Below are 21,518 nucleotides of genomic sequence, written 5' to 3'. Positions count from 1 at the left end.
CTTGCTAGTGATGGGGCGCTCACAGAGTGCGCCAAGGCAGCGCGCGTGCGGGAAATTTCGTTGTTCGACAACGCCGGATGGCGAGCGGATACTGAAGAACCATGAAGCCTACCCAAAGCGGGTTGCGCGTCCAGCTTCTCGGCTCGTTCATCGTGTACGTCAACGGGAACGCCGTCGAGAACAGCCACTGGCGGCTGCAGAAAGCAAAGGCCGTGGTGGCAATGCTGGCGCTGGCGCGTGGTCAGCGTGGCCGTCGCGAGCAGGTACTGGACCGCTTGTGGCCTGACATGGAGCCGGTGGCCGCCGCACGGAATCTGCATCAGACCCTGTACGTCGCCCGCCGTGCGCTCGCCAGCGCTGGAGCCGGCAGCGACGGACTGCTCGCCATCCGCGGTGAAGTGGTCGTGCTGGATGACACTGGCCCGGTCGATGTCGATGTCCTGCAGTTCGAGCGTTCGGCCGTGGCAGCGTTGGCTGCAGGTGACGAGGCAAGCCTGCGCGATGCGGCCGACTTGTACAGTGGTGATCTTCTGCCGGAGCTGCCGGATGCGGACTGGCTGACGACACGCCGCGATGAGCTCCGGGAAATCCATCGCGAGGTACTGGTGAAACTGGCGTCGACGGTGGCGCAGCGCGCGCCGGAGGAAGCGTTGGTCATCCTCACCCATGCGCTCGAATCCGATCCCGTCCACGAGGGAGCCGTGCGCGCGCAGATGGTGTTGCTGGCTGGGATGGGCCGGCGGTCGGAAGCATTGGCACGATATGAGCGGCTGGTCGACGAACTCCTCGACGCGTTCGGGACCGACCCGGACACCCGCACGATGGCACTGTTTCGCGAGTTGTTGACCGGCTCGCCGCCCGAGGAACGCCTCCACCAGCCCGCCGGCGTGACCGGCAAAGACGATGCCATCGGTTATCTGCCATCCCCGTTGACAAGCTTCATCGGGCGCGAGCGTGAGCTCGTTGACGTCGAGCGGCTGATGGGCCATGCCCGCCTGCTCACCCTCACCGGGGCTGGCGGCAGCGGCAAGACCAGACTGGCATTGGAGGCCGCGAAGACAGTTCGTCCTGAGTACGTGGACGGAGTCTGGTTCGTCGACCTCGCGGCCGTCGGGGAATCGCTGCTGGTGGCCGATGCCGTAGCCGAGGTCCTCGGGTTGGATTCCGGCGCGGCACCAAGCCGCGTGCAAGCGCTGGTGGACCAACTGCGGCGACGCTCGCTGCTCCTCGTGCTGGACAACTGCGAACACTTGCTGGCGGCCTGTGCGCAACTCGTCGTCGCGCTACTTGACGGATCCCCCGGGGTTAAAGTGCTGGCCACCAGCCGGGAGCCACTCCATGCCGACGGGGAGTACACCTACCGGGTGCCGTCATTGCCCTTGCCCTCGCCCCTGCGGACCGACGCTCTCGACCTGGCCGTGCTGGGCCGTCTGCCCTCTGTCCGGCTTTTCGTTGAGCGGGCAGCGCAGGTCCGGCCGGGTTTCGCGCTCGACGCCGACAACGCGCAGGGGGTGACAGAGTTGTGCCGACGGCTCGACGGGATGCCGCTGGCCCTGGAATTGGCCGCGGCCAGGGCGGCCGTACTCGAACCCGCCGAGATCGTCCAGGGATTGGGCGATGCTTTGTCCATGCTCGGCGGGGGAACCAGTGGCGTCACGCGGCACCAGACGCTGCGTGGCACCTTGGAATGGAGCCACGAACTGCTCACCAAACCGGAGCAGGTTCTGCTGCGCCGGCTGTCTGTGTTCGCGGGTGGTTTCACCCTCGACGCCGTGGTAGCAGTCTGCGCTGACGCGCCCCTCCAGCAGATCGAACTGCTCGACCTGTTGGCCAAGCTGGTGGACAAGTCTTTGGTGGTCACCGAAAGGACGGGCGCCGGGACCCGATACCGGCAATTGGAGACGGTCCGCCAGTTTGGCCAGGAGAATCTCGATCATGCAGGTGAGGCGGCTCAACTGGCGGCTGCGCATTGCGCCTACTTCCTTGCCCTCGCCGAATCCCACAATCCCGAACGGGCCACCGGGGTGGTCATCGAACAGCCGAAGTTGCTCGACCGCGAGCACGACAACCTGCGCGCAGCGTTGCGCTGGTCGTGCGCCCGCGAGCCCGAGACCGCGCTCCGACTCGCGGCCAGCCTGTGGCGGTTCTGGTTCGTCCGCGGTCACGCGGTCGAGGGAGCACGTTGGGTCGAGCGTGCCTTGGCGGTGGCGCCCGACGCGACCCGGTCACGCGCGGCTGCTCTGATCGGCCTGACCGGGCTGGACAGCCGGCAGGGCCGCGGCGATCGGCATCGGGCGCTCGGCGCGGAGGCCCTGGCCATTATGCGGGAGATCGGCAACCCCGACGAGGTGGTAATGGCCCGGCTCATTGAGACCTCGCTCGCCTGGAGCACTTTCGACTTGGACGAGGCTGAACAGCTGGCAGCCGACGTGCACACCGAGGCAGTCGAAGCTGGCCGACCCGAACATTGCGCTGCCAGCAGTTGGCTGCTCGGCCAATGCGCCTTGTCCCGGGAGGACGGACCACTCGCCGCCCGTCACCTAAACACCTGCCTGAGCGAACTCGCACAGTCTGAGACCAGCACTCCACCATTCCTGCCGGTGATCACGCCCAGCCTGCAACTGATCCCGATCGCCGGCCGGTTGGTCCCCTGCGTCGAGGAGACCCTGCTGTTGGGCCGACGGGTTGGCGTCATCCAAGCCAAAGGCTACGTGCTGTCCGCGATCGGCTACGCGGCCAGGCTTTCGAGAGACACGCAGTCTGCGATATCCGTCATCACGGATGCAGCCGAACATTTCGCCGAGTTAGGAGATGACCTGGCTAGGGCGCAAACACTTCACCAACTTGGCTGCATTCTGCGCGACTGTGGCGATCACAGCGCGGCCCATGAGGCCCTGTCCCTGGCGCGGGAGCTTCGGCTTGGCCTCGGCGACCGACGCGGCGAGCTGCTGTCCGAGATTAATATCGCCCTGCTCCGCGCCATGGGTGGTGATATCAACCGTGGCCTGACAGACGCTCGGCGTTGCCTTTCGGGGTTCGAGTCCGCGGGAGATCAGGTGGGGATGGGCGCCACGCTGACCATTCTCGGTGCCGCCGAACTGATCTCCGGGGAGGTCCGGGCAGCCCGGGAAATGTACAGGCAGGCAGCGGAAAAGGTCGCCCCATGGCGGCGACACACCGGCTGGCAACGGTTGATGGTGGCAGAGCTATCCAACGAGCTCGGCGACCCGCACCGGGCGGCCCGCGAAATCGACAGGGCTGGGGCGATTTTCGACCGAACGAGATGCCTCATCGCCGGTCAGCGGCTGGCCGCACTGCGTAGGCGGGACTCGGATGATGATGTTGAGACGGCGTTGAGTGCCCGTTGAGGACGGTTCTCTAGCGTTATTCCTGGATCCGACAAATGGATCTGACAAACAAACAGCAATCAGGAGGAACGCATCGTGACAACGACGCAGACTAGGCCGACCCGCATCGGCGAGGCCACCATCGCCGAGTTCGCCGCCGGGCTGCGCGGCACGGTCGTCAGGCCAGGGGACGCGGACTACGACCACGAACGCAGCATCTGGAACGGGGCCCACGACCGCCGCCCGGCGCTCATCGCACGCTGTGCGGGTGTGGCAGATGTGATCCGCACGGTCGATCTCGCGCGCAGCGAGGGGCTGCCGTTGTCGGTTCGCGGCGGTGGACATTCGATCCCCGGGTTTTCCACCGTCGACGACGGTATCGTGCTGGACCTTTCGCTGATGAAGGGGGTCCAGGTGGACCCTGCCCGCCGCCGCGTGGCGGCACAGTCAGGGTGTACCTGGAAGGACCTGGATGCGGAGACCCAGCAATTCGGGCTTGCGGTGACCGGTGGCCTGGTGTCCTCGACCGGCGTCGCCGGCTTCACCACAGGCGGCGGCATCGGCTGGCTCGTGCGCAAGCACGGGCTGGCCAGCGACAACCTGGTCGGCGCCGACGTCGTCACTGCTGACGGGCAGTTTATTCACGCCAGTGCCGACGAGCACCCCGATTTGTTCTGGGGACTGCGCGGCGGCGGCGGCAATTTCGGTGTGGTGACGTCCTTCGACTATCAATTGCACGAAGTGGGCCCCACCGTCCTTTCCGGCCTGGTCTTCTACCCCGGAGAAGAGGCGGAGCAGGTGTTGCGCGGCTATCGAGCGGCCTGCGCGGCGGCCCCCGATGAGCTGACCACGCTGGTCAACATGACCACGGCGCCGCCGGTCCCGTTCCTGCCAGAATCGGTGCACGGCAAGCCGGTCATCGCTGTGGGAGGGTGTTGGACCGGCGATCTGGATGCCGGCGAGGCCGCCACCGCGCCCTTCCGGTCTTTGGGCACGGTCATCGCCGATGTGTTCGCCGCCCACCCGTACGCGGGATGGCAGCAGGCGCTCGATCCGCTGTACCCGCGGGGCGTGCACAACTATTTCCGCTCGGCATTTCTGCGCGCCGCCGACGACGCGTCCGTGCGCGTGCTGCTGGACTCGTTTGCAGCATCGCCCAACGCCATGACGGAGATTCACGTGCACCACCTTGGCGGCGCGGTCGGCCGGGTTCCTGCCGAAGCAACGGCCTTCGCAGTCCGCGATCAGGAATTCATCGTCAATGTTATTGCGCGCACGCCGACGGCGGAAGGCTTCGCGGACGTCGTCGAATGGGCCCGGGGCGTGACGTCCGCGCTCGGTCCGGATGCGGCGGCCTACGTCAATTTCACAGGTGAAGCGAATACGACGCTCGTCCGGGCGTCGTACCCGGCGGATACATACCGGCGGCTCGTGGAACTGAAGAACGAATACGACCCCACCAATCTATTCCGGTTGAACCAGAACATCGCCCCCACGGTGTGACAGCACAGCCTGCGTGAGAAGTGGATGATCAACCGAGGACCGGGAAGCAACCTCACAGCCCGCGCCAGAGGCACCACGAGTAACGCGGCAACTGACCGGCAACGCCGTTCAGTTGCCGCGTTCTTGTTACCGCTCAATTTCTCAATCATCGATGGTGCCAATTTCACCTCCATCGACACCGCGGATGGGCCCGCGGCACAGCAAGCCCCTAACCTGAAGTTGCGTGAGCTGGGGCAGGAAGATCCCTGGGTTCCGGGGTCTTCCTGCCCGTCTCGTGGGAGGCAGGCAGGAGCGAGCCACTGGCGTGGTGTCGGGTTGGAGGTGGCCGTACCGTCGGCCTAAACGCCGGCAATGGCTTCCAGCCGGCCAGATCGAACCGCGTCGGAAAAGGCCTGGTAGTCGTGTTCGTTCTGGTCGGCATAGCGTTCGGAGAAGTCGGTGATCGAGTGATCGAACTTGTCACTCTTGCCCAGGTACGCTCCGATTGCGATCGGGTCCCCGGACCGGGCATGGGCGCGGGCGAGGGTCCATCCGCAGACGCGGGCATACGAGGTCATGTCGAACGGTTTCATTTCTTCGATAACGGCTGAGCCCTTCATGTCACGCAGTTGGCGCCAGTACAGGTACCGGTTGTCCTGGGCGCCTTTGGTCCATCCGAGGAAGATGTCGCTCGCGGCCTGCATCATCCGCTGCCCGCGCACGACGCGTTCGCCGGGCTGTTTGAATTTGCTCTTGGGAAGGTGGTCTTCGAGCACGGACCTGGTGGCCTCCTTGACCTGGAGGAACAGCGGATCCTCTTGATCGCGTCCCTGGAGCAGGGCGATGAATGCCCGGGTGCCGACGCTGCCGACGCCCACGACCTTGCGGGCGACGTCGATGACTTCGAAGCGCTCGAGCAGGAGACGCCGGTCGTCGGGAAGTGTGGCCCGGTAGGCCCGGAGCTGTTCACGAACAGTTTTCTCAACCTCGTCGCCAGACATCCCGTACGTAGCTGCCAGTTCCCGGACGGGGATGACGATGGGTGGCTGGCTGACGATACGGTACTGTCCGTCCACGAGCTCGCCGAGCTTGGAGAGTGCCTGCAGGCTGTCGCGGGTGTGTGCCTTCAGTGCGGACTTCTTGGTGCGCTTCTCGACCCGTTCCACCGCCTTTTTCTGTGCCTTCCCTATCTCGCTGCTCGCGGCCGTCTCGATCGCCGACATCAGCTCTTGCTCGGACAGGTGCGCGTACCAGATGTCCATCGTTCCCATCCGGGAAAAATCCTTCATGGCTTCGCGGTAGGCCCTGACCGCGCTGAGGGTCACGTCGTGCGCCTCGGCCTTGGTGAACTCGTTGTTGCGGGCCGCGATGGTGAAGCTCGCGGCCATGCGTTTGACGTCGTACTCGAAGGGTCCGGGGAGCGTCTCGTCGAAGTCGTTGAGGTCGAAGAGCAGGTTCCGCTCGGGTGAGGCGAAGACGCCGAAGTTGGAGAGGTGGGCGTCGCCGCACAGCTGGGCTTTCAGGCCGGCTCTGGGGGTGTCTTTCAGGTCGGTGGCCATGATCTTGGCTGCACCCCGGTAGAACGTGAAGGGTGAGACCAGCATCCGGCCGTGACGCACCGGTACCAGGTCTTGTTCGCGGGTGAGGTTCTGTTCTTCGAGCAGCGCGACCGGGTCAGGGCGGTCGGGAGCAGGGGCCCAGCCGGTGTGGCTGGAGACGGGCGTTTTTTCCCGGCGGTCTTTGCCCTTCGCAGCTCGTTCCTCGACGCTTGGGTGTTTGATTTTGGTTTCGGCCATGATCGGCGACCTTCCTGTTCGGGCAGGAACCGCCATTGGCACTGCTTGCCTGGGTCAGTTCCTGCTGTGCGTGCGAACCTGCGGTGATTCAAAGCGCTGCTGGAGGATCAGCTCACGGGGTTGTTGATTCCGCTAACGCCGGTCCGTGCGTGGCTTGCCTGGTGTGTGCATATTGTCGGTTTCGTTCAGGCTGTGGGCTGGCCGGTCATGGGGTGCTTTGGTCCGTGAGCTGGTTGCGGCGGTCACACTCTCAATCACCCAGGAAGACAGGACCGCGGTGACCATGCCCAGGACGACAAACCCGCCGATCATCAACGCGGACGCAGCCAGCCGGCCGGGAACTGTGACGGGGTACAGGTCGCCGTAACCGACCGTGGTGATGGTGACCACCGCCCACCACAGGGAGTCACCCATCGAGGTGATATTCGCGCCCGGAGCGCCCCGTTCGAAACTGAGTACGCTCAGGGCCACGGTGTAAAGGAGAAGGACGGCGGAGGCGACGACGTAGGCCATGACGCGCGCCCTGATGGCAGTGCCCGGGGCCCGGTCCATCACCTTGCGCAGCCTCAAGGGCCGCAGGAGCAGCAACGGCCGCGCCGCGGGAATGACCACAATAAGCAGGTCCATGGGGTGGCGGAGGAACCACCGGCGCCGCCGCGGGGCCAGCATTAGTTTCACGATGTAGTCGATGCCGAAGGCTGCCCAGGTCAACCAGATGACAAACGTCAGCGCATCGGCGGAAGGCTCGGGCGGTTGTGCAATGACCAGGATGGAATAGGCCGCCAGGAAGACAAAGGCCGCAACGATGAGGGGCCTCTGCGAATGCTTCTGCCAGGTTTCTTGTGTCATGGCCGGATTGCGGGACGCCGCTACGCGGCATCCTGTCTGGGGAAGACCACCTTGTGCACGATGATGATGAGGGACGCGGCGATGGGGATGGCGACGAGGGCGCCGAGCACGCCGCCGAGGGTTCCTCCAGCGACCGCGGCGATCACGACGAGCGCGCCGGGCACCGCTACTGCCTTGTTCATGATGCGCGGGCTGATCACGTACGACTCGACCTGCATGTAGATCAGGTAGTAGATCGCTGCCGCTACGCCGGTCGCGGGAGACGCGGCCAAGCATACGAGCGAGATGATGACTGCACCAGTCAGGGTTCCGACGAGCGGCACGAGCGAGCAGAGGAACGCAATGAAGGCCAGCAGGATCGGGGCGGGGGCGCCGATGATGGTCAGGTAGATCAGGCTCAGAACGCCGTTCACCGCACCCAGAGTGAGCTGGCCGATCACGTACCGGCCGACTGCTCCGGTGATGTCCTGGCCCACGTCGATGAAACCGGCCCGCGAGCTGGCCGGCACGAACCGGGCGGCGTAGCGCTCCATCGACTCGAGCGAAATCAGGAAGTACAGCGTGAGGATCAGAACGATGGTGGCGCCGGTGAGGCCCCCAGCGATGCCCGCGCCGACCGCGAAGAGACCGCCGGTCAGTACGCCGATGTTGTTCGGGTTCCCGAGCCAACTGCCGATCGTGGCGGCGGTGTCCTCGACCCAGCTCGAGCCGCTGAATGACCCGACCCAGGCCACAAAGTCGCTGTTCTTGAAGTCTCTGACGATTTCCGGCCAGTTGTTAATCGTGGTGGTGACCTGCCCGACGACAATCGGCACGATCACCGCGATGAGCGCGACAAAGACTCCGATCACGACGGCGAAGACGATGAGAATCGCCGTCCAGCGGGGCATCCCGCGCCGTTGAAGCCAACTGACCACGGGGTCAAGGCCCAGCGCCAGGAAGATGGCGAGGGCAACATAGAGGATGACGGTGCTGAGCTGCCCGACGATGACGCCGAGAAAAAGTGCCAAAAGTACACCGAGTGCGCCGACGAATCCGACACGGAACGCGCGGATGTGCAGCTCGGGTGCCGTCGACCTGGGGCTGGTCGTGCCCTCAGGTGCCGTCGACCCGGGGCTGGTCGTGTCCTCGGGTGCCGGGAGGGTCGCAGCCGCGCGGCGGGAAAACATCATTGCCTCCACATGGGAGGAACGCTACGACCGGGCGTGGGTCGCCCGACAGAGGCGAAGGACCCCCGAGCGTATGAGTGGCGTGCGCTGAACCGTACTGAGGACAGACGCTGCGATGGGCGGCCGGGCCCCGACGGGTCATCGGATCCGGCCTCCTGCCGCAGGCCGGTCCTTAGCTTGGTCGTTTCCCCGTGACCGCGCGTGCGACGGCCTGGAACGGCACGAAGAGGAATACCGCAATGGCGAAGTAGAGTGCGATTGCCACCTTAGGGTCAATGAGACTGATCAGGATGGTAATGACATAGGCGACGACGGCGTACCAGTTCTCGTTGTCCTCGTTCACGGCCTTGATAGCCTTGATAGCCTTGAAATCCTCTGCCGCCAAGCCCGCGTCGGCGTACGACGCCACGAACAAGGTGTAATTGCGATCTGACATGGTGAGCCTCCAGTCGGTAATGGCCGACGCAAGAGGCTCCTTGCCATGTGAAAACTGAAGGTCTGAGCGCCATCCGTTCGGAGACTTATGATTCTGTCGCACAGGCGCGGCATTCACGCTTCGCCCGTCCGGTTGCTGAGACGTCTCCATCGAATAGATCGTCCGTTCTGGATGAGCCGGATATCCAGGACGGGTGCCATGCTGGCCCCATGGATGATCAGTCCGCTGCCTGGCAGTCCCAGTCTCGGCCGCGTGCTTATCAGACAGGGCGGATGGAAGCATTCAGCGACGTTGTGTTTTGCCATTGCGATAACGCTCATCAACATCAAGTCCTGGATGCGGTTCGTCCGTCGGAGAGTGAGGGCCTGTGAGCGATGTGGCTGAGCGGCAAGTGGGTGCGACCGGGGTCGTGCTGTTGACGTTGGCGATGGGGCAGTTCGTGATGGCCCTGGACACCACCGTGATGAACACGGCGATCGCGACGGTGGCCAGCGACCTCGGGACCACGGTGACCGGCATTCAGACGGCGATCACGCTCTACACGCTGGTGATGGCGTCGTTGATGATTACGGGCGGCAAGATCGGCGAGATCATCGGACGGAAGCGGGCGTTCACGATCGGGTGCGTCGTATATTCCTGCGGATCGTTGACGACGGCACTGGCCCCGAACCTGACCGTGCTGATCATCGGCTGGTCATTCCTGGAGGGTCTGGGAGCCGTACTGATCATGCCGGCGATCGTGGCGCTCGTCGCGTCGAACTTCGGCAAGCCCGAACGGCCGCGTGCCTACGGGCTGGTCGCCGCCGCCGGCGCCATCGCGGCGGCGCTCGGCCCGCTGATCGGCGGCGCGTTCACCACCTACGCATCGTGGCGCTGGGTGTTCGCCGGCGAGGTCCTCATCGTGGTCGTCATCCTGCTTCTCGCGCGGCGCGTTAACGACACACCCGCTGCGGAGGGTGTCCGCCTCGACCTCGTGGGCACGGTGCTGTCGGCGCTCGGTCTCACTTTGATCGTCATGGGCATCCTCCTCTCGGGGTCGTGGGGGTTCGTGCAGCCCAAACCCAACGCGCCGGAGTGGCTCGGGCTGTCTCCGGTCATCTGGCTCATCCTCGGCGGCGGTGTGGTCCTGGCCCTTTTCATGGCGTGGGAGAACCGGCGCATCGCACGCGGTGAGGGCGCGCTCATCGACCCCGCGATGCTCCGCAACCTCCAGCTGCGCAGCGGCGTCACCTCCTTCCTGTTCATGTACCTCGTCCAAGCAGGCACCTTCTTCGTCGTCCCACTGTTCTTGTCCGTGGCGCTCGGGCTTTCGGCGATCGAGACCGGAGTGCGCCTGCTGCCTCTTTCGCTGACTCTGCTGATCTTCGCCATAGGCATACCGAAACTGCGCCCGGACGCTTCGCCACGACGTGTCGTCAACGCCGGCTTCGTCGCCCTGTTCACCGGCCTGGTGCTCCTGGTCGCACTGCTCGAAGTCGGTGCGGGTCCAGAGATCGTGACCTGGCCGCTGCTGCTCGCGGGTTCCGGACTGGGAGCGATGGCCTCCCAGCTCGGCAGCGTCACCGTGTCCGCCGTGCCTGACGAACAAAGCGGTGAGGTCGGCGGTCTGCAGAACACCGGCACCCAGCTCGGCGCCTCGATCGGGACCGCGCTAGCCGGCGCTGTGCTCATCTCCGCGCTCAGTGCCTCGTTCTTCGCGATCATCCACGACAACCCGGAAATCCCGGCCACCCTCGAGTCGCAAGCGCAAGTACAGCTCGCCGACGGGGTTCCGTTCGTTTCCGACGCGGACCTGAGGGCCGCGCTCACTGCCGCGAACGTTCCCCCCGCGACCATCGACGCGGTCTCGGAGGCGAACGCGGACAGCCAGATCCAAGGGTTACGCGCCGCCATCTCCATCCTTGCCCTGATCACACTGCTCGCCCTGGTCTTCACCCGCGGCATACCAACCATTCAACCCGGCACCCAAACCAAGCAGGACTCCCAACGGGCGCCGTGATCATCAACGGCTCGCAAGCACACCAGCGCGCCGGTGAACGGTGCCGGTTCGGTGAAGCCGGTCCTGCTCTCCCATGGAGGGAACAGGATCGTACGGCGCGAAACTCAGGCAACAAGCCTCCGACGCCGGTTTAATAAGTACCGTCGTACGCCGAGGCTGTGTACCGGGTACTTCCGGAATACAACTCACCTGAAGTGCTGCCCGAGAAACCGCTACAGTAGCCGGTCGTATCGGCGCAGGGTTCTCCGTCCCCCTCCTCTGTCCGTTTCGCCATTCTCAATCCACCCCGTTCGGGTGTTGCAGCCCGTCCTCAGTGCGCTGTCCGCGGCGGAGGGATCCGGCCGCGTTCAACACCGCATTGCGCATCGCGATGCCCGATCGGGTCTTGGGTACGAGGAGGCGCGATGCGATGCCGGCGCCCCGTAGTAGCGGTCGGACGTGTTGGCGGTGCCTGTGTTCATAGCCGGCGAAAGCAGCGGTGTGGTCGCCCGGATGGGCGGCAATCGCGTCGGCGAGGGTCTTGGCTCCAACGATCGCGCTGCTGGAGCCGTCACCGAACAGCGAGATGCAACTCGCCGCGTCACCGAGCAGCACCACGCGGCCGGCACTCCACCGCGGTACGTCCACGCGGGAGACGGCGTCGAAGTACCTATCGCCGGACGCACCCCATTCCTCGAGCGCGAGCGTGGTGAGCCATCCGCCGCCGGCGTAGGCGGACTCGACGAGGCGCTTTCCTTGTTCCGCATCGCGGTAGTCGAAATCGTGCTGCCCACGGAAGATAAATGCGAAACCGGGCTTCCCACCCGCCGGATGGATGGTCAAGGAGGTTCCCGGTTCGTTGTACAACAGCACGGTGCGCGGATCCGCGACCGGCACAGGGGCGCGCACGGTGCCCACGAACATGCCGAAAGGGCGGGAAAAACGTTCCTCGGGGCCGAATGCCAGGCGCCGAACGGTGGAGTGGAGTCCGTCGGCTCCTACGACCAGGTCGAAGCGACGGGAAGGGGTCCGCTGAAACTCGACGTCGATTCCGCCGCCGTCTTGATGCAAGGCAGCGATCGAGTCGTCCGGGATGATGAGACTTGTCTCCCGGGCCTTGTCGAACAACAAGCCGACGAGTTCATTGCGTGCGACCTCGACCTCCTGCTGGCGGTCGACGCGGCGGCGCGTGCGGATCGTGGCCTGTGGCCGCCCGTCCGCGTCGACGAAGACCAGGCGTTCGACACCGGTGGCAGCCTCCTCCAGGCGCGGCCAGATGCCCATTTGCCGTGCAATAGCGACCGCTGCTCCGCGTACGTCGATAGGGTTGCCGCTGAATCGTGTGTCGGCCGCTCTTTCCACGATCGTGACCGACCAGCCAGCCTTCTCCAGCCAGTACGCGGCGGTCGAGCCGGCAATCCCGCCGCCGGAGACCAGTACGCTGCGATCCACCATGCCCCCATTCAAGCACTCAACACCGGAGGCAAGTCCGCACTGCTGGCGATCCCACGTCGGACCCAATTTGGATCGCAAAGACCCGATCCGAAACCAAGAGTGTGGACACTGTCCACACTCTTCTGGCGGTGCCGGTTCGTCCGGTTTTGCTGCGTCAGCCATGAGCTGGTCGATGCGTGCCGAGTACGTTTAGGCGGCTTTGAGCGCGTCGGTGTGCTTGAAGGGTTCCGCCAGTGCATTATCTGCCTGTTCGACGCACGACCGGCAAGGTTCACACCGCCATCGAGCGGGTGGTTAGGCTGGGTGGATGGCGACAGTTATTCTCGTGCGGCACGGCCGCACCACAGCCAATGCCACTGGACTGCTGGCCGGTCGGGCCGTCGGCGTCAGCCTGGACCAGATCGGGCGCGACCAGGCGGCTCTGACCGGAGACCGGCTCGCGGCCGTGCCAGTAGTCGGGGTGGTGTCGAGCCCACTTGAGCGTTGTCAGCAGACCGCCCAGCTCATCCTCGATCGCCAGGCTGGCTCGCCGTACGCGCCGGTCGATCCGGATCTCACCGAGTGCGATTACGGCCAGTGGCAGGGCCGCACGCTCAGTGATCTCGCGACCGAGGATTTGTGGCCCGTTGTGCAGTCGCAACCGTCCGCCGTCGTCTTTCCCGGCGGTGAATCCATGGCCGCGATGCAGGCTCGGTCGGTGGCAGCGATTCGACGCCACGATGCAGCCTTCGAAGCCGAGTACGGGCCAGGGGCCGTGTGGGTGGCGGTGAGTCACGGTGACATCATCAAGTCAATCCTCGCCGACGCGCTCGGCATGCACCTTGACCTGTTCCAGCGTATAAACGTGGGGCCCGCCTCCGTATCGATCGTGCGCTACGGCGCTAGTCGGCCGAGCGTTTACGCGACAAACACCGACGCGGGTGATCTGTCGTGGCTGTCGAACGGCATCCACTCTGGCGACGCGCCGGTGGGTGGCGGTGCAGGGCAAAAGGCGCCATGAACCTCATGTGCCTAGAATACTGACATGCCTACACGTGTTCACGAGTTTGCCTGGCCTGATCGGGTCGTCGTTGGCACCATTGGCCTTCCGGGGGCGCGAACGTTCTATCTGCAGGTGCGCGCAGGGACGCAGATCGTGAGTATTGCCCTGGAGAAGCAGCAGTCGGCTCTGCTCGCGGAGAAGATCGACGAAATTCTCGACCAGCTGATCACCATCGAGGGCAACCCCTTCAGCGTTCCCACGAGTACTCCCATTGAACTTGTCGACAATGACCAACTCGAGGCCGTTCAGGAGCAGTTTCGCGCCGGCGCCATGAGCTTAGGTTGGGACCCAACCACGGCCCAGGTCGTATTAGAGGCCCACCCCATCACCGACGTCGATGCTGATGACAACGACAGATCGCTTGATGTGGACGGCGCTAACGAGCCCGAAATGCTGCTGGTGCGAATGCCGGTCGGCACCGCCCGCGCATTCGCCAAGCGCACCCGGGAGATCGTGGGCGCCGGGCGTCCGACGTGCTCGCGCTGCGGTTACCCCATAGACGCCGACGGGCACATCTGCACCCTTCCCGAGGTCTGATGCCAGCGCCGGACCTAGTGACCGCCGAGCTGACGCTCACCGGCCGCATCACGACGGCTTCAAACGCTACATTTCTGGGCAGCATCGGCGACGTGGTGGTCGTCTATAAGCCGATAGCAGGCGAAAGTCCGCTGTGGGATTTTCCCCACGGCACACTGGCTCACCGGGAGGTGGCCGCCTACCTGGTCTCGCAGGTCTTCGGCTGGGACGTCGTGCCGCACACCTGGCTGCGCGATGGTCCGATGGGCGAAGGCATGGTGCAGCTCTGGCAGGAGCCAGACCCAGCCCAAAGCGCCGTGAACCTGGTCGCGACGGACCAGGTGCCGGAGACGGGCTGGAAACACGTTCTCGAGGGACGAGATGAGAACGGACGGATGGTCGCCCTCGTTCACGAAGACTCGCCAGCGCTCAGACGCATGGCGGTGTTCGACATGGTCGTCAACAACGCCGACCGCAAAGGCGACCACATTCTTGCCATGACGGACGGACACCGGCACGGCGTGGACCATGGGCTCACCTTTCACCGAGACCACAACCTGCGCACGGTGCTGTGGGGTGGCTGGGAGAAGCTCTGACCGCCGAGGAACGCGACGGCATCGATCGTGTCAGCGAGGGACTGCACGGTGGGCTGGGACGAAACCTGGCGGACTTGCTCAGCGCCGAAGAAATCGCATCGCTCGCCGCGCGCTGCGCCCGGTTGCGCTTGGCAGGGCGGTTTCCGGCTCCGAGCGGTGAGATGTCGGCGGTGCCCTGGCCGCTGTTCTAGGGGAATTACCAGGTCATGGTGCCCCCGCCAGTCACGTCCATGTGCAGGTAACTAAAAGACAAAACCGCCGACCAGGGAAGGAAGGAGCACGCAGGCCTCAGCAACGGCCACCAACAAGAAAGGGCCCCCGAAGGGGCCCTCATGTGAACTGTTTGTCCACGCTCAGAGGCCCATAAGCCCCTGAACAGGGAAACACGTGCCCGAGGTGGGTCTCGAACCGGGTTCCAGCACTCGAATTTCTGCCACTCCCCCGAAATCCTCCGCAATCCGGACCAGTCCGGCACCAGTATCACCCGATCCGAAGCCCAGGGTTACGGATTCGTCGATCACCGTCCGAAGTCTACGGCGCTCACACGTCCGGGTATGTAGCCCCGCTTTAGTGAATGCCCATTGGTGAGGTTGGCGATTCCGTGTCGCTGGAATGAGACTGTTACAGCAGTACGACCTATTCGGCGTAGAAGTTTCCAAGGGCGACGGCGACGAAGAGACCAGCAATGATCCAGAAGAGCCGTTCATGGTATTCGATCCCGCGGGCCGAAGTGATCCGCCGCCGCGCGCTGCGGGTCAACCGAATTGGCGTTTCAATCCTTCTTCGCGGCGGACAGGTCGATGCATACGATTCCCCTGTTGCCGTCCTGGTCGGCGATCACGGTGAGCGAGGGCGCGTTGCTGTCATCGACGACGGTCCCGCCCGCGGCGAGGGCGGCGGCGATCCGCTGCTCGGCCACCTCTGGCGCCACATAGACCTCGATGTGGAACCGCTGACGCGAGGTCTCCGTCTCCTCGGCGTCCCCGAACCACAGGTTCGGTACCCGTCCCGTGGCGTCCCTGATTTCATCGCTGGGGGACCCGCGGCCCTGGGCCTCGGCGCTCCCGGTCAGCAGGGCGGCCCACACCGGGGCGATGGTCGCGGAGCGCGCCGTGTCGAGGCCGAGCTCGATGTCGCTGACCGAGGCCGGGTCGGCGTCGAGCTTGTAGTCGGCGGCGATCTCGGTGATCCGTCGCGCTAGGTCGACGTCCTGCTGGGTCACCCATTCAACGACGTGTTCGGTGCCCTCGCCGTCGCGGTAGACGGCGTCGTCCGTGATCAGCTTGAGGTCGACGTACCCTTTGCCGATCGACATGCGGGGGTGGTGTCCGAGCGCGTCGCCCGCCTCGCCCACCGCGGCGACGAACCGTGCGCCGGCGCCGAAGTCGTCGACCAGGTAGCGGGCATGCAGTCCCTGGGCCAGTTTGCGCCAGTCGGTCAGGTTGGCCTCGGCGATCTGTTCGCCCTTCAGCATGTCCATAGACGGGGATCCTACCAAGGTCAGTTCAAAGTTGATACGGCTGTGACTGGTGTGACTCGCTTGTGATCCGACATTGAATTTGGCCCGCTCGGCGCCCCCACCCAGGCTGCTCATATGTCCGGGCGGGCCAGGGGACTGCGCTGGCGGCCCTCTATCCCGCGTCTTCGGGAACCTTCAAATGAACGCGTGCACCTCACGGTTCACTTGACTATATTTCTGAGTACGCTCATAATTGAGTAAACTCAGCTGCAACGAACCGCACGTCATATGAGGAGCAGCACGCCATGAGGGCATTCGTCGTCACCAAGTACAAGGAGCCGCTGCGCGCAGCCGACGTCCCTGAGCCGACCGTCGGCGACCGCGATGTGCTGGTCCAGGTCCAGGCAGCTGGCCTCAACCAATTGGACGAAAAGATTCGCCTGGGTGAGTTCAAGCAGATCCTCCCGTACAAGCTGCAGCTGATCCTCGGCAACGATGTCGCCGGCACAGTCATCCGTGTCGGGGCGAAGGTGCGCGGATTCAAGCCCGGTGACGAGGTCTACGCCCGCCCCGACAAAGACCGCATCGGCACGTTCGCCGAGCGCATCGCCATCACCGAGGCCGATCTGGCGTTGAAACCCGCATCGATCAGCATGGAGGAGGCCGGCTCGCTACCGCTGGTTGCACTTACGGCGTGGCAGGCCCTCGTTGAGCAAGGCAACGTACTGCCGGGGCAGAAAGTCCTCATTCACGCCGGGGCCGGCGGGGTCGGGTCGATCGCGATCCAACTCGCCAAGCACCTCGGCGCCACCGTCGCGACCACCACAAGTGCCTCCAACGCCGACTTCGTGCGCGACCTCGGCGCGGACACGGTGATCGACTACCGTACGCAGGATTTCGAGCAGCTCCTCGCAGGGTACGATCTGGTGCTCGACAGCCTCGGCGGGGAGAACCTCGGGAAATCACTGCGCATCCTGAAGCCCGGCGGGAAGGCGATCGGAATCGCCGGCCCGCCGGACCCGGCGTTCGCGCGCAGAGCCGGTTTGAACCCGGTGCTGCGCCTGGCCATAGCGGGGCTCAGCAGCAGGATCCGGCGGCAGGCGAAGAAGCTCGGCGTCAGCTACGAGTTCCTCTTCATGCGTGCCAGCGGCGACCAGTTGCGCCAAATTGGCTCTTTGGTCGACGACGGCGTGCTGCGCCCGGTCGTGGGAAAGGTCTTCAACTTCGCCCAGACCCCACAGGCGCTCGAGTCGCTGGCCAAGGGCGGCTTCCGCGGCAAAGCGGTCGTCACCCTTCCCTCCTGAGCCGCCGGCACCATTCACCGCACAGACCACTCAGGAGGACTACCAGCATGAGCAGCTTCGACACCCCAAACGGCTCCGTCGTCACCTCGTACGCGAAGGCCGCCACACGCACCATCACCGCCGGTGGCGTCACCTACGCCTACCGCGAGCTCGGGCCCAAGGCCGGCATCCCCGTCGTGTTCTTCGTGCACCTTGCCGCGACCCTGGACAACTGGGACCCCCGCATCATCGAGCCCATCGCGAAGAACCGCCACGTCATCACCTTCGACCAGCGCGGGGTCGGAGGCTCCACCGGGCAGGTTCCAGACAGCATCGAGGCGATGGCCGACGACGCCTATACCTTTATCAGGGCCCTCGGGTTCGACACGATCGACGTCTTCTCCTTCTCAATGGGCGGCATGATCGCCCAGGACCTGCTCTTCAAACATCCCGACCTCGTCCGCAAGCTCGTGCTGGCCGGTACCGGGCCGCGGGGCGGCAAGGACATCGACAAGGTCGCCCGCACGACCTACCGGGACGTCCTCCGCGCGAGCCTGACGCGCGCGGACCCGAAGGAGTTCCTGTTCTTTAACCGCAACGCCACCGGCAAGCCGGCTGCGAAGACGTTCATCAGGAGCCTGCAGGAGCGCACTGTCGACCGCGACAAGCCGATCAGCACCAAAGCCTTCCAGACGCAGCTGAAGGCAATCCGGAAGTTCGGCCGCTCCGCGCCGTCGGACCTGTCGCAGCTCACCCACCCCACCCTCATCGCCAACGGCGACAACGACCGCATGGTGCCGTCGATCCTGTCCGAGGACCTGCACCGGCGCATCACGGGGTCCGAGCTGATCATCTACCCCGACTCGGGCCACGGCGGCATCTTCCAGTTCCACGACCGGTTCTCCCCCGTCGCCGTAGAATTCCTCGCGCACGGACCAGCACGTACCTGACAGATCCCGCCAACAGAGCAGAGAGGCACAATGGCCCTGCCCGCCCGTGAATACGGGCGGGCAGGGCCATTGGCGTGGGGCCTCGTTGCGCCGGCCGGCTCGAACAGGGCCCACCGTTGTTCAGACACTCCCCACCCGTTCCGTCGCCTCTTGTTGGAGGCCTCGTGGGCCGCGGCATCCTTGGACAGGTGTGGTGCCACCGCGCTCACTTTTGGTGAACCCGGTGGCACCGGATGTTCGCTTATGCGTTCGCGTCCATCAACTGCGGGTAGACCGCTTCGAGGGGTGCGCTGAGTCCGGCCTTGAGCTGGACGGACGTTTCGTCAGCGAGGACCTCGTACTCCCCTGCCTCGGTGGCGTCGAACACGGCGCGCACCAGCACGGCCGGGTCGAGCTTCGGGTCGGTGGCATGCGCGGCCATCGCGGTGTCGACGTATGCGACGTGGACGCCGACGACGTGCACGCCGGCGGGGGCAAGTTCGAGGCGGAGGGAGTTGGTCGCGGACCAGAGTGCGGCCTTGGTGGCGCTGTAGATGCCGGCGACGGCGTACCAGCTCAGAGCCGAGTGGATGTCGATGATCATCGCCCCGTCCTTCGCCGACAGGACTGGAGCGAACGCGCGGGCGACGAACAGAGGCCCGAGGAAGTTCGTCTGGACGTTCCGGCGGATCTCCTCGTCCGTGTGGGTGAGGATCCCGGGGCTGGAGACCGACGCGCCGGCGTTGTTGATCAACACGGTCACATCCGGTGCCGCCTCGACCGCTGCCTGGATGGAGGCGGAGTCGGTGACGTCCAAGGCGAGCGGAACGATGCGTTCGTCGTTCCAAGTGCCGGGCGTGCGGGCGGAGGCATAAACCTTTGCAGCTCCCCGGGCGAGGGCTTCGTGCACGAAGTGGGTGCCGATTCCGCCGTTGGCTCCGGTGATGAGAACGACTGCTCCGTTGAGTGAGGGCATGGCAGTTTCTTCCTTCTGAGGGGTGTGGGTTGGGTGAGGTCGGTGGCGGGCTGCCCGCGGCAGACGACTAGGCGTGTGCCAGAGCAGGGTAGTCGGTGTACCCGGCCGCACCGCCGCCGTACAGGGTGCCCGGGTCCAGCTCGTTCAGCGGTGCGCCGGTGCGCAGGCGCTGAACAATGTCGGGGTTTGCGAGGGCGAATCGGCCCAGCGGCGCGATGTCCGCGAGCCCGGCGTCGATGTCGTCGGCAATCTGCTCGCGGTCGCGCCCGTACCGGACGACGAGCAAGGCAGCAGGCCAGGTGTCGCGGAAGGACCGAAGCAGTTCGTCGTCACCGAGGTGGTGTACATGCAGGTACGCAAGTTTCAAGGTGGCGAGTTCGCCGACCAGGTGTCGGTACTGTGTCCGGACGTCCACGGGGTCCCCTTCGTTGATTCCGCCCAGCGGGAACGCCGGTGAAATGCGGATGCCGGTCCGGTCTGCCCCGATCTCCTCGGCCACCGCGCGGGCGACCGCGACGACGAAGCGGGACCGGCTCTCCACTGATCCGCCGAATTCGTCCGTGCGATGGTTCGAGTTCGGCGAGAGGAACTGGTGCAGCAGGTACCCGTTCGCGCTGTGGATCTCCACGCCGTCCGCTCCCGCTGCGATAGCGGAGGCCGCGGCATGGCGGAACCCGGCGATGGTGGCCTGGATGTCGTGGGCGCTCAACTCACGCGGCACCGGCGTCTTCTGCGGGCCCATTGGAGTGAACATGTCCTGCTCGGCCGAGATCGCCGACGGGCTCACAGGCCGACGGTGGTGCGGGGTGTTATCCGGGTGCGACATCCGGCCGACATGCATCAGTTGGATGAACAGCGCTCCGCCGCCTGCATGCACCGTGTCGGCGATCTTTCGCCATCCCTCGATGTGTTCGGGAGTGTAGATGCCTGGGGTGTTCAAGTAGCCCTGACCGTCCTCGGACGGCTGTGTGCCCTCGGTGATGATCAGCCCGAGCGAGGCGCGCTGGCCATAGTACTCCGCGGCCAGTTCCCCGGGGGTACCGTCCGGGTTCGCACGGCTCCGGGTCAGCGGTGCCAGCGCGAGCCGGTGCGGCAGCTCCACATTCCCGAGGGTGAATGGCTGCCAGAGCGAAGATGACGTGGTCATGAGTGCATAGTCCTTTGCGTTGATGGGAAACCGGCCACTTCCACCCGGGCGGACCGTTGCAGCCCGCCAACGGCGTGGGAGAATTAGCGAAGAGTTCAACCCGTTACAGTAATGACTATGCTCATAACTGAGTGCAGTCAGAATATATTCCCGGAGGATCCATCATGTCTCTCGCCTCCCAGCCGGTCGGACGGCGTGAGCGGAACAAGCAACAAAAGCTGGACCGTATTACCGCGGCAGCCAGCGAACTGTTCGCCGAGCACGGCATCGAGGATGTCACGACCCAGCAGATCGCCGACAAGGCGGACATCGGCACCGGGACCCTGTTTCTCTACGCCAAGTCCAAAGGTGAACTCCTGCTGCTCGTGCAGAACGCACACTACGCCGAAGCACTCCAGCGGGGTCGGGCGGATGCCGAAACCATATCCGATGTCCTCGATGCGGTGATGGCCATCGTCCAGCCGATCGTGGAGTGCAACCGCGTCCAGGTCGACAACGGACGCACTTACCTGCGGGAGATGGTCTTCGGCGATCCCGAGGAGCCTCGACACAGCGAAGCTCTGTCGATCGTCGCGCAGACCGAGGAGGCCACCGCTGCCGTCCTGGGCACGCACGAGCAGGCCGGTGCTGGTGATGCCGCAACGATGGCCCACATCGTCACTGCAATCATGTTCCTCAGCATGGCGGCGAGCGTGAACGCCGGATTGAGCACCGACGAGATTGTGCGGGATATCCGGACCCAGGTCGGCGTGCTGCTGTCCCGCTGACGCAATCAAGTGCTCGCACTAACGCCCGGTGTCCACCAGGCGCCTGCGGTCGTGGATCGGGAGGCGCCATTCGTCAACGACCTCATGGCCAAGGTAGGAACCAGAGACCGGCCCAGCTGGTCGCCCACGCATACAGGGCACGTCTCGCCTCCTGATCCATCTACTGCGAATGCGGTAGTGGAACAGTCAATGCGGACGATGCGAGCCGACTCCATTGACTGGACGATAGAAGGGTGAGCACCTGCCGCGCCAGCGGCGGGACCCCCTTGCTGTGAGCGACAGCCGCGACAC

At 65.0% G+C, this 21,518-nt stretch carries 17 protein-coding genes and 1 pseudogene; 9 read left to right on the top strand and 9 right to left on the bottom strand.

From position 1 onward, the window contains the following. Positions 1-101: 101 nt before the first annotated feature. Positions 102-3,368 carry a BTAD domain-containing putative transcriptional regulator gene (locus C566_RS21950; RefSeq protein WP_018772618.1) on the top strand — a complete coding sequence of 1,089 codons (3,267 nt, stop codon included), beginning with the start codon at positions 102-104 and terminating at the stop codon, positions 3,366-3,368. A 75-nt stretch (positions 3,369-3,443) separates the two neighbouring features. Beyond that, a complete protein-coding gene (locus C566_RS0101830) occupies positions 3,444-4,850 on the top strand; it encodes an FAD-binding oxidoreductase (RefSeq protein WP_018772617.1) in 1,407 nt (468 codons plus the stop codon). A 338-nt stretch (positions 4,851-5,188) separates the two neighbouring features. On the opposite strand, the gene C566_RS0101825 is transcribed toward C566_RS0101830, so the two are convergent. The 4 genes from C566_RS0101825 to C566_RS0101810 form a co-directional block, all read right to left on the bottom strand. Then, a complete protein-coding gene (locus C566_RS0101825; protein WP_018772616.1) occupies positions 5,189-6,625 on the bottom strand; it encodes a DUF2252 domain-containing protein in 1,437 nt (478 codons plus the stop codon). A gap of 132 nt (positions 6,626-6,757) precedes the next feature. After that, on the bottom strand, positions 6,758-7,474 hold the full coding sequence (locus tag C566_RS0101820; RefSeq protein WP_018772615.1) for a potassium channel family protein: 717 nt from the start codon (positions 7,472-7,474) through the stop codon (positions 6,758-6,760). Positions 7,475-7,494: 20 nt separating this feature from the next. Continuing rightward, complete coding sequence (locus C566_RS0101815) at positions 7,495-8,646, bottom strand: AI-2E family transporter (protein WP_018772614.1); 1,152 nt, start codon at positions 8,644-8,646, stop codon at positions 7,495-7,497. Between the two features lie 169 nt (positions 8,647-8,815). Further along, positions 8,816-9,079 (bottom strand): hypothetical protein, encoded by a 264-nt coding sequence (locus C566_RS0101810; RefSeq protein ID WP_018772613.1) that lies wholly within the window; start codon positions 9,077-9,079, stop codon positions 8,816-8,818. 367 nt (positions 9,080-9,446) lie between these two features. On the opposite strand from C566_RS0101810, the gene C566_RS0101805 reads away from it, so the two are divergent. Further along, positions 9,447-11,078: an MFS transporter gene (locus C566_RS0101805; RefSeq protein WP_231386227.1), complete on the top strand. Its 1,632-nt coding sequence runs from the start codon at positions 9,447-9,449 to the stop codon at positions 11,076-11,078. Positions 11,079-11,354: 276 nt separating this feature from the next. Here the strand turns inward: C566_RS0101805 and C566_RS20515 are convergent, their stop codons facing one another. Next, the gene (locus C566_RS20515) at positions 11,355-12,512 is read right to left on the bottom strand and encodes an FAD-dependent oxidoreductase (protein WP_018772611.1); all 1,158 of its coding nucleotides are present in this window, start codon (positions 12,510-12,512) and stop codon (positions 11,355-11,357) included. A gap of 307 nt (positions 12,513-12,819) precedes the next feature. Between C566_RS20515 and C566_RS0101795 the strand changes: the two genes are divergently transcribed. The 3 genes and pseudogenes from C566_RS0101795 (at position 12,820) to C566_RS20510 (ending at position 14,857) form a co-directional block, all read left to right on the top strand. Beyond that, a complete protein-coding gene (locus C566_RS0101795; RefSeq protein ID WP_018772610.1) occupies positions 12,820-13,512 on the top strand; it encodes a histidine phosphatase family protein in 693 nt (230 codons plus the stop codon). Positions 13,513-13,536: 24 nt separating this feature from the next. Next, positions 13,537-14,091 (top strand): DUF3090 domain-containing protein, encoded by a 555-nt coding sequence (locus C566_RS0101790; RefSeq protein WP_018772609.1) that lies wholly within the window; start codon positions 13,537-13,539, stop codon positions 14,089-14,091. Further along, positions 14,091-14,857: pseudogene (locus C566_RS20510) on the top strand (SCO1664 family protein). Before C566_RS0101790 ends, C566_RS20510 begins: the two are co-directional and overlap by 1 nt. A 445-nt stretch (positions 14,858-15,302) precedes the next feature. Here the strand turns inward: C566_RS20510 and C566_RS23290 are convergent. After that, complete coding sequence (locus tag C566_RS23290) at positions 15,303-15,425, bottom strand: hypothetical protein (RefSeq protein ID WP_018772608.1); 123 nt, start codon at positions 15,423-15,425, stop codon at positions 15,303-15,305. 13 nt (positions 15,426-15,438) lie between these two features. Further along, entirely contained in the window at positions 15,439-16,146 is a 708-nt protein-coding gene (locus C566_RS0101775) for a VOC family protein (protein WP_018772607.1), read from the bottom strand. A gap of 284 nt (positions 16,147-16,430) precedes the next feature. Here C566_RS0101775 and C566_RS0101770 point away from each other — a divergent pair, with 284 nt between their 5' ends. Then, positions 16,431-17,429, top strand: a complete 999-nt coding sequence (locus C566_RS0101770; protein WP_018772606.1) for an NADP-dependent oxidoreductase — start codon at positions 16,431-16,433, stop codon at positions 17,427-17,429. Between the two features lie 47 nt (positions 17,430-17,476). Further along, the gene (locus C566_RS0101765) at positions 17,477-18,358 is read left to right on the top strand and encodes an alpha/beta fold hydrolase (RefSeq protein WP_018772605.1); all 882 of its coding nucleotides are present in this window, start codon (positions 17,477-17,479) and stop codon (positions 18,356-18,358) included. A 241-nt stretch (positions 18,359-18,599) separates the two neighbouring features. On the opposite strand, the gene C566_RS0101760 is transcribed toward C566_RS0101765, so the two are convergent. Together C566_RS0101760 and C566_RS0101755 are read right to left on the bottom strand one after the other, a co-directional pair. Beyond that, positions 18,600-19,313: an SDR family oxidoreductase gene (locus C566_RS0101760; RefSeq protein ID WP_018772604.1), complete on the bottom strand. Its 714-nt coding sequence runs from the start codon at positions 19,311-19,313 to the stop codon at positions 18,600-18,602. A gap of 67 nt (positions 19,314-19,380) precedes the next feature. Beyond that, a complete protein-coding gene (locus tag C566_RS0101755; protein ID WP_018772603.1) occupies positions 19,381-20,460 on the bottom strand; it encodes an alkene reductase in 1,080 nt (359 codons plus the stop codon). 164 nt (positions 20,461-20,624) lie between these two features. On the opposite strand from C566_RS0101755, the gene C566_RS0101750 reads away from it, so the two are divergent. Next, the gene (locus C566_RS0101750; RefSeq protein ID WP_018772602.1) at positions 20,625-21,227 is read left to right on the top strand and encodes a TetR/AcrR family transcriptional regulator; all 603 of its coding nucleotides are present in this window, start codon (positions 20,625-20,627) and stop codon (positions 21,225-21,227) included. Positions 21,228-21,518: the final 291 nt, after the last annotated feature.

The sequence above is a fragment of the Arthrobacter sp. 131MFCol6.1 genome, assembly GCF_000374925.1.
In the GTDB taxonomy this organism is placed as follows: Bacteria; Actinomycetota; Actinomycetes; order Actinomycetales; family Micrococcaceae; genus Arthrobacter.
The sequence above is the reverse complement of the archived record's forward strand: the minus strand, read 5'-3'. Positions and strand labels throughout refer to the sequence as shown.

Bases quoted from the DNA above. Each gene is read 5' to 3' on its own strand.
- C566_RS21950 (WP_018772618.1), top strand. From the start codon at position 102: ATGAAGCCTACCCAAAGCGGGTTGCGCGTCCAGCTTCTCGGCTCGTTC.
- C566_RS0101825 (WP_018772616.1), bottom strand. From the start codon at position 6,625: ATGGCCGAAACCAAAATCAAACACCCAAGCGTCGAGGAACGAGCTGCG.
- C566_RS0101820 (WP_018772615.1), bottom strand. From the start codon at position 7,474: ATGACACAAGAAACCTGGCAGAAGCATTCGCAGAGGCCCCTCATCGTT.
- C566_RS0101815 (WP_018772614.1), bottom strand. From the start codon at position 8,646: ATGATGTTTTCCCGCCGCGCGGCTGCGACCCTCCCGGCACCCGAGGAC.
- C566_RS0101810 (WP_018772613.1), bottom strand. From the start codon at position 9,079: ATGTCAGATCGCAATTACACCTTGTTCGTGGCGTCGTACGCCGACGCG.
- C566_RS20515 (WP_018772611.1), bottom strand. From the start codon at position 12,512: ATGGTGGATCGCAGCGTACTGGTCTCCGGCGGCGGGATTGCCGGCTCG.
- C566_RS0101795 (WP_018772610.1), top strand. From the start codon at position 12,820: ATGGCGACAGTTATTCTCGTGCGGCACGGCCGCACCACAGCCAATGCC.
- C566_RS0101790 (WP_018772609.1), top strand. From the start codon at position 13,537: ATGCCTACACGTGTTCACGAGTTTGCCTGGCCTGATCGGGTCGTCGTT.
- C566_RS0101775 (WP_018772607.1), bottom strand. From the start codon at position 16,146: ATGGACATGCTGAAGGGCGAACAGATCGCCGAGGCCAACCTGACCGAC.
- C566_RS0101770 (WP_018772606.1), top strand. From the start codon at position 16,431: ATGAGGGCATTCGTCGTCACCAAGTACAAGGAGCCGCTGCGCGCAGCC.
- C566_RS0101765 (WP_018772605.1), top strand. From the start codon at position 17,477: ATGAGCAGCTTCGACACCCCAAACGGCTCCGTCGTCACCTCGTACGCG.
- C566_RS0101760 (WP_018772604.1), bottom strand. From the start codon at position 19,313: ATGCCCTCACTCAACGGAGCAGTCGTTCTCATCACCGGAGCCAACGGC.
- C566_RS0101755 (WP_018772603.1), bottom strand. From the start codon at position 20,460: ATGACCACGTCATCTTCGCTCTGGCAGCCATTCACCCTCGGGAATGTG.
- C566_RS0101750 (WP_018772602.1), top strand. From the start codon at position 20,625: ATGTCTCTCGCCTCCCAGCCGGTCGGACGGCGTGAGCGGAACAAGCAA.